The organism is Actinoallomurus spadix, from assembly GCF_024055725.1.
In the GTDB taxonomy this organism is placed as follows: domain Bacteria; phylum Actinomycetota; class Actinomycetes; order Streptosporangiales; family Streptosporangiaceae; genus Actinoallomurus; species Actinoallomurus spadix.
The window spans coordinates 106,762-117,586 of record NZ_JAMXMX010000020.1 but is presented as its reverse complement, the minus strand read 5'-3'; the positions used below and the strand labels follow the sequence as shown (position 1 = coordinate 117,586).

Annotated in this window: 10 protein-coding genes; 4 read left to right on the top strand and 6 right to left on the bottom strand. The window is 70.1% G+C overall.

Features of this window, described 5'->3' with window-relative positions:
- Window positions 1-613: 613 nt before the first annotated feature.
- Together NE235_RS26615 and NE235_RS26610 are read right to left on the bottom strand one after the other, a co-directional pair.
- Window positions 614-1,033 carry an SRPBCC family protein gene (locus NE235_RS26615; protein WP_252807755.1) on the bottom strand — a complete coding sequence of 140 codons (420 nt, stop codon included), beginning with the start codon at window positions 1,031-1,033 and terminating at the stop codon, window positions 614-616.
- 27 nt (window positions 1,034-1,060) lie between these two features.
- The gene (locus tag NE235_RS26610) at window positions 1,061-1,990 is read right to left on the bottom strand and encodes a helix-turn-helix domain-containing protein (protein WP_252807753.1); all 930 of its coding nucleotides are present in this window, start codon (window positions 1,988-1,990) and stop codon (window positions 1,061-1,063) included.
- A 156-nt stretch (window positions 1,991-2,146) separates the two neighbouring features.
- Here NE235_RS26610 and NE235_RS26605 point away from each other — a divergent pair, with 156 nt between their 5' ends.
- Entirely contained in the window at window positions 2,147-2,737 is a 591-nt protein-coding gene (locus NE235_RS26605) for a hypothetical protein (RefSeq protein WP_252807751.1), read from the top strand.
- A 120-nt stretch (window positions 2,738-2,857) separates the two neighbouring features.
- A complete protein-coding gene (locus NE235_RS26600; protein ID WP_252807750.1) occupies window positions 2,858-3,646 on the top strand; it encodes an SAM-dependent methyltransferase in 789 nt (262 codons plus the stop codon).
- Window positions 3,647-4,298: 652 nt separating this feature from the next.
- Here the strand turns inward: NE235_RS26600 and NE235_RS26595 are convergent.
- The gene (locus NE235_RS26595) at window positions 4,299-5,672 is read right to left on the bottom strand and encodes a ricin-type beta-trefoil lectin domain protein (RefSeq protein WP_252807748.1); all 1,374 of its coding nucleotides are present in this window, start codon (window positions 5,670-5,672) and stop codon (window positions 4,299-4,301) included.
- Between the two features lie 174 nt (window positions 5,673-5,846).
- On the opposite strand from NE235_RS26595, the gene NE235_RS26590 reads away from it, so the two are divergent.
- Both NE235_RS26590 and NE235_RS26585 read left to right on the top strand, forming a co-directional pair.
- The gene (locus tag NE235_RS26590; RefSeq protein ID WP_252807746.1) at window positions 5,847-6,647 is read left to right on the top strand and encodes an aminoglycoside 3'-phosphotransferase; all 801 of its coding nucleotides are present in this window, start codon (window positions 5,847-5,849) and stop codon (window positions 6,645-6,647) included.
- Window positions 6,648-6,748: 101 nt separating this feature from the next.
- Window positions 6,749-7,018, top strand: coding sequence for a DUF4235 domain-containing protein (locus tag NE235_RS26585; protein ID WP_252807744.1), 270 nt, complete (start codon window positions 6,749-6,751; stop codon window positions 7,016-7,018).
- A 187-nt stretch (window positions 7,019-7,205) separates the two neighbouring features.
- On the opposite strand, the gene katG is transcribed toward NE235_RS26585, so the two are convergent.
- The 3 genes from katG to NE235_RS26570 all read right to left on the bottom strand — a co-directional run bounded on the left by katG (window position 7,206) and on the right by NE235_RS26570 (window position 10,779).
- Window positions 7,206-9,422 (bottom strand): catalase/peroxidase HPI, encoded by a 2,217-nt coding sequence (gene katG, locus NE235_RS26580; protein WP_252807742.1) that lies wholly within the window; start codon window positions 9,420-9,422, stop codon window positions 7,206-7,208.
- Window positions 9,423-9,450: 28 nt separating this feature from the next.
- Window positions 9,451-9,888 (bottom strand): Fur family transcriptional regulator, encoded by a 438-nt coding sequence (locus NE235_RS26575; RefSeq protein ID WP_252807740.1) that lies wholly within the window; start codon window positions 9,886-9,888, stop codon window positions 9,451-9,453.
- 150 nt (window positions 9,889-10,038) lie between these two features.
- Complete coding sequence (locus tag NE235_RS26570; RefSeq protein ID WP_252807738.1) at window positions 10,039-10,779, bottom strand: SDR family oxidoreductase; 741 nt, start codon at window positions 10,777-10,779, stop codon at window positions 10,039-10,041.
- Window positions 10,780-10,825 lie beyond the last annotated feature (46 nt).

Below are 10,825 nucleotides of genomic sequence, written 5' to 3'. Positions count from 1 at the left end.
GGTGTCAATACTCCGCGACGCGTTTTTTCGGGGCTTATATTAAGGCCCCGCTTAGCAGCGTGAGGGTCGTACGCGCGGCGGCCGGCCGCCGTACCGGCACGCGGCACCCGGTACGGCGGTCGGCCGATGGCCCTGCCATCGCATGACCGGCCGGCCCGAGCGCCCTTCGGCGCCCCGGCCGACCACCGCGATCACATCTCCGAAGCGCCTCGCTCGGTGCCCGAATGCGAGCTTACTTGCACTTGGGCGAGCACTTACCCTTACCCTTCTTGTAACCGTACTTAGCGCACCGATGCGTCTTTTTATTCATCTTGAGACAGCACCGCGTACACGGCGGAGGTTTGGCGGTGATGCGCGCCGACGCCGAGACGACGGCACCGTTCTGCGCGGACGCGGAACCACCGGCCAGCAGAACCGTTGCGAGAGCCAGCGCGGCCGTCACCACGACCGCCATGACCTGCTGTCCGACCTTAAGAAGCATGAGGTCACCCCTTTTCCCCCATCCAGCCCACTTCGACAAGGTTCGCACCGTTTACCATTTACGGATAGGGCCCCTCGCCTCTGATCGGACGACAATTGGGCAACGCTTATACGCTCGTTGATACCTGCTTTGTCAAGACGAGTCGGCGGCGTACGAGGCCAGGCCGTCGGCCATCCGCCGCATGAAGCGGGTCAGGTACCACCGCCAGAACGGCCCCGACAGACGCAGCTTCGGCTCGAAGACCGCCGACCAGGTGATGTCGGTGCCGCCTCGCGGCGCCACGGCGAGCTCGACGGTGCCCCGATAGGACCGGAACGGGCCGCCCACGTTCTCGTAGCCGAACCGCCGGTCGGGGACCAGCTCCACGATGCGTTCGCGGGAGACCGCCCGGCCGGTACGGAAGATCCGCGTGTCACCGACCTGCTGCCGGTCTTCGGAATCACCGCCGCCCTCGAGCTCGACGGCGTCGATCGGCGACCACGACGGCCAGGCGGCCGCGCGGACGAGCGCCGCGAAGACGAGGTGGGGGCTCGCCGGTGAATGTGAGGTCACGGAGTAGCTGTACGGCACTCCGCCACGCTAGGACGGCGCGGCCTGCTCGGGACATGCGCGGGATTGCCCACCTGTCGACGACATCTTGCGGTACGCCGACGGCCGGACACCGACGCGCGCCAGGAAGGCCGATGACAGGCTCCCAGGCCCGGCGAAACCACAGCGTTCGGCGATCCGCTCGACGGTGAGGTCGGTACCGGTGAGCAACCGCCGCGCCTGCTCGATCCGCAGCCGGGTGAGGAACCGATGCGGTGTCTCCCCGGTGGCCTCGCGGAACACGCGGATGAAGTGGTACACGCTCAGATGCACCTCGGCGGCGACGTCGGCGAGCGTCAGCGGATCGGCCAGCCGCTCGCGCATGACCGCGATGCCCCGGCGGACGGCCGTGTGCTCGGAGCCCGGTACGGGCCGGCCCCGGCCGTGAGTCAGCAGATGCGTCGTGAGGAAGACCGCGGCCGACTCCGCGTACAGGTCGTTCGCACCCTCGGCTGCCGCCAGCCCGCGCATGATCTGTTCGACGACCGCGTCGCCCGCCCCCAGGCCGGCGGACAGCGCCTCGAAGTCCGGCCCCGGACCGCCCAGTTCTGCCGCGACCCGATCGACGGCCGCCCGCGGGATGTGCACCTGGATCGTGCGCATCACCGACGTCGCGCGATAACCGCGGTCGGTCGTGTGACCGGGGACGATGAGCTCCAGGCGGCCGGCCGCCCAGCGTCTCCGGACCGCCTTCCCACCGGCGCGTACGCTCATCTCCGCGTTCCCGTCCGTGCACAGCACGAGGTGCAGGTCGGACACGCCGGGCAGCCGGAAGTCCTCCGCCTCCCGCGCGTGGGTGAAGCACTGGACGAGCAACGACCGCCAGCCACTGTCGTCCCAACTGCAGTACGTACGCCGCACGACCTTCGTCATGTCGAAACCGGCGTACGGCGCCAGATCGAAGTCAGGCGAGTCGAACACTCCCGCGAGTGTACGAGAGCGGCCGCGCGGCCCCACGTGGCGATCAGAGCAGACGGCCACCGCGGATCGGACGCCCGGGTGGCGGGTCGTCTTTCCGCCTCGTCTACCGAGACGAGACTTCTCTACTCACGGCGGCGGCCGACCTATAGTCCCTTCGTGTCCGGGAATCCGTGGTTCGAGATCGATGACCCTGCGAATGAGTGGGGGTTCGATGCGGTGGAGTCGGCTTTCGCGGCGCGACTCCGGGAGCTGGCGGGCTCCTGGGAGGTCGCGTATGCCCACAGCTGGGTCGGGCGGCCAGAGGACGACGCGTCGCTGCTCGCCGTCATCTCGCTGAGCGATGAGCCGCGCGGGTTGTCGCTGGTCGACATCGGCGTGCACGTAGTCGGATCTACCCTGCGCGGCGACCGCCTCCACAACCAGCTGTACTTCCTGCCGGACAGACCCACGAGCCTCGCGACGGAAGCGGCCGGCTCCCCGGCGCACCTTGCGGAGCACGCGGCCCAGTGGTTCGAAGCGATCCTGCGTAAGCCCGTCGTGCGCTACGAGTGGGAGCACAACGGTCGGGTCTATGCCGAGAGGTACCTTTTCGCGGATAGCGGGGAAGGTCTGTGCCAGAGATACAACGATCTCCTGGCCCCGCATGGGCAGAAGGCGAGCCTGACGGCGGCCGGCCACGTGACCCCGAACGGATGGGTTCAGACCAGCGGACTCGGCAGGCCCGACCGAGTGGTCTCCATCAGATGACGGGCTCGCTCGTCGGCGGGCTGCCGGGCGAGATCGCAGGCGGGGCGGGCGGTTTCCCGGCTACCATTCGATCATGGTTCACCGTGATCGGCGCGGGCTTCGCGGCCGGTGGGTGACAGGATGAGCGAACCCGCCGCGGACGCGCCCGCCGATCTCGACCCCACGACGCCGAATGTCGCACGGATGTACGACTACTTCCTCGGCGGCAAGGACAACTTCCGCGCCGACCGGCAGGCCGCCGCGAGGGTCGCCGAGGCCCTCCCGAACGTCACCGCGGTGGCGCGCGCGAACCGGGAGTTCCTCCAGCGGGCCGTCCGGTACACCGCCGAAGCCGGCGTCGACCAGTTCCTCGACCTCGGATCGGGCCTGCCGACACGGGGCAACGTCCACGAGATCGCGCAGGCCGTCCACCCGCACGCCCGCGTCGTCTACGTCGACCACGACCCGGTGGTGCTGACCCACGCGCAGGCGCTGCTGTCCTCGGACGAGCGCACCGCCGCCGTCCGCGCCGACCTGCGGGATCCCGGGGCCGTCCTGAAGGACCCGCGCACCCGGCGGTCGATCGACTTCGACCGCCCGGTCGGGCTGCTCCTCGTGGCGGTGCTGCACTTCGTCCCCGACGAGGAGGACCCGGCCGGTCTCGTACGCAGGTACCGGGACGTCCTCGCGCCCGGAAGCCACGTCATCCTCTCCCACGCCGCGGTGGAGGAGCAGCGCAACCTGGACGTGTCGACCGCGTACCGCGGCGCGAACGCCCCCTTCATCGCGCGGACCCGCGACCAGGTCACCGCGCTCCTCGACGGCATGGACCTCATCGAACCGGGCGTCGTACACCTGGGCGAGTGGCGGCCCACCCGCGACCGGCGACCGCTGACGGCCGGCTGGACCGCGGTCGCGCGCACCCGCTGACGGCGCGTACCCGCATCTCCGCATCTCCGGCCCGGCCTTGGTCTCTCAAATGTCAGCGACGGGCTTTGCCGATAGCAGCAAATAGGCAACATTGCCGATGTCTCGTTCGACTACGGCGATGCCAGACTTGACCGCGCTCCTCACCCTGCTCGGACTAGTCGGCCATCCGAGTCGGCTTCTCAGCAGGAATCCGGCGAGCGTCAAGAACAAGGAGGACTCATGCAGCGAAGTGTTCTTGCGAAACTGGGCATCGCCGGCGGCGTGGCCGCTGCGGCGACGGTACTCTCCCTCTCGGGCTCGACAGCCGCTTCCGCGGACGTTTATGCGCGGCTCGTCCCGAACTTTGGGTCGTACACAGAGTGCGTGTACACCGGTAACGAATGGGCCCAGATGGGCCTGCTATACGGATACTCCTGCACCCCGGCTCGCTGGAACAACAGCAGGTACGAGCTCAACACGTGGTGAACTGGGTGGTGCTCGCGCCCTTCGAGCTGCGGTGATGCCGCGCCCACCTGAGAAGGGTGCCCCTTGAGCAGTATGGTCGGGATCGGGGAGATCCCGACCATACTGCTCAAGGGGCACTTTTCGTATCACGGGCCAGTGTCCTGCGCCTCGTCGCCGAACAGGGCGTCGACCGGTTCCTCGACCTCGGTCAGAAGCCGGCCGTGATCCGGGTGAAGTCCCAGTCGTTCTGGGAGATGCCGCTGCAGGTCGACTGCACTCCTCCGCCGGGGCAGGGGTGGTCGCGGTTGACCGCCCAGAAGGCGAGGCGGTTCAAGCCCTTGGACACCGCCCAGTCGCGGATCTGGGTCCAGGTGGCCGTCGAGGTGGTCTCCTGCTGGTCGGACAGGCCGTTCATGCCGGAGATCCCCATGTGCGCGTAGGCCTGAGCGTCGCTCCAGCCCCACGCGTTCTTCAGGGCGGTCTTCAGCCCTTCGGCCGCGTTGACGGTGCTCTGGTACATGTTCGATCCGCCGCCGAAGTCGAACGGCATGATCGTGTAGCTGTCGATCGGCACGTTGAGCGCCTTCGACTGGTTGATCAGCCGGACGCCGTCACCGCTCGGGCCGGAGGTGGTCGTGCCGAACGTCACGGCGATCTTGATGTTCGGGTTGTTCTGCTTGACGATCTTCAGGCCGCCGAGGATCCGGTCCTGCACGGTGTAGTTCGAGAACTCGTCGGTGTTCTCGATGTCGAAGTCGACGACGGCCGGGCCGACCGCGTTGATGACCTGCTGGACCGCTCCGGCGTACGCCGAAGAGGACGAGCAGTTCGGGCCGAGCTTGTTGCCCTGCCAGCCGCCGAAGGAGACCTCGACGCTGCCGCCGGCGCTCTTGATGGCCGAGATCGCCTGGGCGTCGGTGCCGCCGGTGAGCGGCCGGGAGCCGTCCCACGCGGGCGTGCATCCACCGCTGGAGAGCATGAACGCCATGGTGAAGGACTTGACGCCGGTCGCGTTCATGACCGTGGCGGGGTTCGGCGGGTTGCCCCAGCCCATGTAGAGGTACGGGGCGCCGGGGATGCGGCCGGAGCCGGGCGAGGTGCTCGTCCCGGGCAGCGTCCACTTCTGGTTGTCGCTGCCGGCGCAGTCCCAGATCTGCAGCGGGGTGCCGTCCGCCGAGCTGGGGCCCGTGGCGTCCAGGCACTTGCCGAGGGCGCGGAGGCTGCCGTCGGAGGCGGCGGTCCACGATTGGGCCACCGTTCCGTTGCAGTCGTAGAGCTGGACCTTGGTGCCGTTGGCGCTGTTGGCCGCGGCGACGTCGAGGCACTTGCCGAGGGCGCGGATCGTGCCGTCGGTCCCGACCGTCCACTGCTGCGCGTTGGTGCCGTTACAGGTGTAGAGCTGGATCTGAGTGCCGTTGGCGCTGTTCGCCGCGGCGACGTCGACGCACTTGCCGCCGTACCCGGTGATCTGGCCGGTGCCGGCCCAGGCGGGAGAGGCCACGGCGACGAGCGGGGGCAGCGCGAGCACGGCCGCGCCGGCCAGGAGACGGAGCCGGAGGCGGGAGAAGCGTTCCTGATTCATGGCGGGGGTCCTCTCAGGAATGATCAAAGCTTCGACCAAGACGCGGATTAAGGGGGCGGACCGAACCTCCTTCCCGGCGGCCGTCTCCAGGCCGGATCGACCTAAAGACAGGAAGGTTTCTTAAAAATTAAGCCGACTATAGCTCAGGCCGCGCGGTTGCGTAAGGATGGAGCGATGGTTGCCGGACCCCCGAGATCAGACGTGGCGGTGCCCGCGCGCGTGACGGCCCTGGCGGCGGGCCGGCCCGTGCGTGCGGTATGGGAGAACGAGATGGGCGGGCTGACCTTCGAGGTCGGCGCGGACCCGGACCGATGCTTCGTGAAGTGGGCTCCTCCGGGCGGCGGGAGCGACCTCGCCGACGAGGCCGTCCGGCTGTCCTGGGCCGTGGCGTTCACCCCGGTGCCGCGCGTGCTGGACCAGGGCGCCGACGACGAGGGCTCCTGGCTCGTCACCGCCGCGCTGACCGGGCAGAGCGCCGTCGCCGACCGGTGGAAGGCCGAGCCGCGTACGGCGGTGACGGCCGTCGGCGAGGGCCTGCGCGCCCTGCACGAGGCGCTTCCCGTCGCGGAGTGCCCGTTCACCTGGGCGGCCGAGGACCGGCTCGCCATCGCCCGCCGACGCGCCGCGCAGGGCCGGCTCGACCCGGCGAAGTGGGACCCGGCGCACCGCTCGCTCGGCGTCGATGGGGCGCTCGAACTGGCCGCGGACATCCCGCCGCACGACCGGCTCGTCGTCTGCCACGGCGACGCCTGCGCACCCAACACCCTGGTCGGCGCAGACGGCCGCTGGTCGGCCCACGTCGACCTCGGCCGGCTCGGCGTCGCCGACCGGTGGGCCGACCTCGCGATCGCCGCCTGGAGCACCGAGTGGAACTACGGCCCCGGGTGGGAAGACCTTCTCCTCGACGCGTACGGCGTCCGCCCCGATCCCGACCGGATCCGCTACTACCGTCTCCTGTGGGACCTCGGCGCCTGAACGTTAGCCCGCGTGCTCACCGGGTACCCCCGCCGCACCAGGAGACCCCACGACGAGGAGAGGTGCGCACACGTGAGCACGACGGACCCGCGGAGCCGGCCATGAGCAAGTCCAACTCGATCTCCCGCCCGGTCTCGGCGGTCCTCGGCCTGACCGGTGGCCTGATCGCCGGAGCGCTCTTCAAGCAGACCTGGAAGCTCGTCTCCGGCCAGGACGACGCCCCCGACGCCGGGGACGTCGAGCGCGGCTGGGTCGAGGTCCTGGCCGCCGCCGCGCTGCAGGGCGCGATCGTCGGCGGCGTCAAGGCCGCCCTCAACCACGGCTACCTCGTCCGCCGCACCGAGCGATCCCGACGAGCGAGCGAGGCGTGAGCACGCCGGCCAAGGGACGAGGCCGTCCGCGGAGCGAGTGAGAAGGGCGAGCGAGGCGTGAGCACGCCGGCCGGAGCGACTGACGACCGCGGCCCTCTCGACGTCGCGCGGGAGGCGAGCGGCGTCGAGAGGGCCGGATTCGGGGAACGTCCGGGCCGGCCCGTGCGGGCCGGCCCGGACGTCGTGGTCAGCGCAGGTCGAACCGGTCGAGGTTCATGACCTTGTCCCAGGCCGCGACGAAGTCCGTCACGAACTTCTCCTTCGCGTCGTCGCTCGCGTAGACCTCGGCGACCGCGCGGAGCTCGGAGTTGGCGCCGAAGACCAGGTCGACACGGCTGGCGGTCCACTTGACCTCGCCCGAGGCGTCGCGTCCCTCGAAGGTCTCCGACTCCTCGGAGACCGACTTCCACACCGTGCCCATGTCGAGCAGGTTCACGAAGAAGTCGTTGGTCAGCTTCCCGGGGCGGTCGGTGAGGACGCCCAGGGAGGACTGCTGGTGGTTGGCGCCCAGCACGCGCAGACCACCGACGAGGACCGTCATCTCGGGCGCGCTCAGCGTGAGCAGGTTCGCCCGGTCGATGAGGAGGAACTCGCCGGGCAGCATGTTGCCCTTCATGAGGTAGTTGCGGAACCCGTCGTGCGACGGCTCCATCACCTCGAACGACTCGACGTCGGTCTGCTCCTGCGACGCGTCGGTGCGTCCCGGAGTGAAGGGCACCACGATGTCATGGCCGGCGTCCTTCGCGGCCTTCTCGACGGCCGCGCACCCGCCGAGCACGATCAGGTCGGCCAGGGAGATCCGCTTGCCACCGGTCTGCTCGGCGTTGAACGCCTCCTGGACCTGCTCCAGGGTGCGCAGCACGGTCGTCAGCTCGTTGGGGTTGTTGACCTCCCAGTTCTTCTGCGGCTCCAGCCGGATGCGCGCGCCGTTGGCGCCGCCGCGCTTGTCGGTGCCGCGGAACGACGCGGCCGACGCCCACGCGGTGGTGACCAGCTGGGAGATCGACAGACCGGAGTCCAGGAGCCGGGCCTTGAGCGCGGCGATGTCATCGGCGTCGACCAGCTCGTGGTCGACCGGCGGGACCGGGTCCTGCCAGATCAGCGTCTCGGCCGGCACCTCCGGGCCGAGGTAGCGCTGCTTCGGGCCCATGTCGCGGTGGGTCAGCTTGAACCAGGCGCGGGCGAACGCGTCCGCGAACTCGTCGGGGTTCTCCATGAAGCGCCGCGAGATCGGCTCGTAGATCGGGTCGAAGCGCAGCGACAGGTCGGTCGTGAGCATCCCCGGCGCGCGGTTGAGCGTGCCGTCCTCGGGGTCGGGCACCGTGTTCGCTCCGGCGCCGTTCTTCGGCCGCCACTGCTTCGCCCCGGACGGGCTCTCGGTCAGCTCCCACTCGTTGCCGAAGAGCACCTCGAAGAAGGTGTTGTCCCACTTGGTCGGGGTGGGCGTCCAGGTGACCTCGAGGCCACTCGTGTGGGAGTCCCGGCCCTTGCCGGTGCCGTAGGAGTTCTTCCAGCCCAGGCCCTGGTCCTCCAGCGGGGCGCCCTCGGGCTCGGGCCCGATGGCGTCGGCCGGGGCCGCGCCGTGCGTCTTGCCGAAGGTGTGGCCCCCGGCGATCAGGGCGACGGTCTCCTCGTCGTTCATCCCCATGCGGCCGAACGTCTCGCGGATGTCGCGCGCCGCGGCGACCGGGTCCGGGTTGCCGTTCGGGCCCTCGGGGTTGACGTAGATGAGGCCCATCTGCACCGCGGCAAGGGGCTTCTCCAGGTCGCGCTCACCGCTGTAGCGCTCGTCGTCCAGCCACGCGGTCTCGGGCCCCCAGAAGACGTCCTCGTCGGCCTCCCAGGCGTCCTCGCGGCCACCGCCGAAACCGAAGGTCTCGAGGCCCATCGTCTCCAGGGCGACGTTGCCGGCCAGGATCATCAGGTCGGCCCACGAGATCTTCCGGCCGTACTTCTGCTTGACGGGCCACAGCACGCGGCGGGCCTTGTCGAGGCTCGCGTTGTCCGGCCAGCTGTTGAGGGGCGCGAAGCGCTGCTGGCCCGCCCCGGCGCCACCCCGGCCGTCGCTGACGCGGTAGGTGCCCGCGCTGTGCCACGCCATGCGGATGATCAGCGGCCCGTAGTTCCCGAAGTCGGCCGGCCACCAGTCCTGCGAGTCCGTGAGCACCCGCGCGATGTCCTGCTTCACGGCGGCGAGGTCGAGGCTCTTGAACTCTTCGGCGTAGTCGAAGTCCGCACCGAGGGGGTTCATCATCGGCGGGTTCTTGGCCAGCATCCTCAGGTTGAGGCGCTCCGGCCACCAGCCGCGGTTGCCGCCGCCCTGGGTCGGGTGCGGGGCGCGGGTACGGCCGTGCGGGACCGGGCAGCCGCCTTCTGCGGCGTTCGCGTCAACGTTGTCAGGCATGGGAATCCTTCCGGACAGATCACGGTGGTCAGGAACTGCGAGCGGTGGAACAGCCGGGGCACAGGCCCCAGTAGACGACCTCGGCCTCGTCGATCGTGAAGCCGTGGCCGTCGGACGCCGTCAGGCACGGCGCCTCGCCGACCGCGCACTCGACGTCGGCGACGACACCGCAGGAGCGGCACACGACGTGGTGGTGGTTGTCCCCGACGCGTCCCTCGAACCGGGCGGGGCTGCCCGCCGGCTCGATACGGCGGATGAGTCCCGCCGCGGTGAGCGCGTGCAGGGCCTCGTACACGGCTTGGAGGGAGACGTGGCCGACGCGGTCGCGCGCCCCGGACGCGATCGCCTCGACACCGAGGTGGTCACCGGCCCGTACGGTCTCGAGCAGTGCGACGCGAGCGGCCGTCACCCGCAGCCCGGCACCACGCAGGTCCTCGGCGGTGGTCGAAGTCCGGGATGCGGTCATGACCTCAACCTACCGCCCTAAACGTGAACGATTCAATAGAACGAGCGACTTAGGTTAGGGGCGCCCATGCACGCTCCACCTGATCGGCTCGAATGCCGCTCACGACCGCGGCCGTCACCGCGCCCGGGGCCGCTCCCGGGCGCCCGCCCATCACCAGGGCACCACCCCGTCGTCCTCGAAGAAACCGCCGGTCGGACCGTCGTCGGGCAGGGTGGCCAGCCGGATCGCGATCGCCGCGCCCTGCTCGGGCGTACGGACGCCGCGGTGGCCGTTCAGGTCGGTCGCGCAGTAGCCGGGGCAGCCGAGGTTGATCAGGATGTTCGTGTCGCGCAGCTCCTTCGCGTACTGGACCGTGACGGCGTTGAGGAACGTCTTCGACGGCGCGTACGCGCCGGAGATCGGGCCCGCCTTGAGCGGATCGTCCTTGTCGGACTGCCGGGTGAGGGAGCCGACGGAGCTGGACATGTTCACGATCCGCGGCGACGCCGACCGGCGCAGCAACGGCAGCATCGCGTTGGTGACGCGGATGACGCCGATCACGTTCGTCTCCACGGCCGCCCGCGCGGTCGCGGGGTCGACACGGGTGGGCTCCTGCGGCATGCCGCCGGTGATCCCGGCGTTGTTGACGAGCACGTCGAGGCGGCCGGCGCGCTCCTCGACCAGCCGGGCCGCGGCGGCCACACTCGCGTCGTCGGTCACGTCGAGCGGCACGCCGAACGCGTCGGCCCCGGCCGCGCGCAGCCTCACCACGGCGGCCTCCCGCTGCTCCTCGCTCCGGGCGCCGACGCCGACGCTCCAGCCGAGCGCGCCCAGGCCCGCCGCGATCTCGTATCCGATGCCCTTGTTCGCGCCGGTGACCAGCGCGATCGTCTGTTCGCTCATGTCGTTCATCCTGTCCGCGCGCCCGCCGGCACCTCCAACACCGTTCGGGTAGGCG

Coding starts and splice junctions, on each gene's coding strand:
- NE235_RS26600 (WP_252807750.1), top strand. CDS start 2,858: ATGAGCGAACCCGCCGCGGACGCGCCCGCCGATCTCGACCCCACGACG.
- NE235_RS26595 (WP_252807748.1), bottom strand. CDS start 5,672: ATGAATCAGGAACGCTTCTCCCGCCTCCGGCTCCGTCTCCTGGCCGGC.
- NE235_RS26575 (WP_252807740.1), bottom strand. CDS start 9,888: ATGACCGCATCCCGGACTTCGACCACCGCCGAGGACCTGCGTGGTGCC.
- NE235_RS26585 (WP_252807744.1), top strand. CDS start 6,749: ATGAGCAAGTCCAACTCGATCTCCCGCCCGGTCTCGGCGGTCCTCGGC.
- NE235_RS26570 (WP_252807738.1), bottom strand. CDS start 10,779: ATGAACGACATGAGCGAACAGACGATCGCGCTGGTCACCGGCGCGAAC.
- NE235_RS26590 (WP_252807746.1), top strand. CDS start 5,847: ATGGTTGCCGGACCCCCGAGATCAGACGTGGCGGTGCCCGCGCGCGTG.
- katG (WP_252807742.1), bottom strand. CDS start 9,422: ATGCCTGACAACGTTGACGCGAACGCCGCAGAAGGCGGCTGCCCGGTC.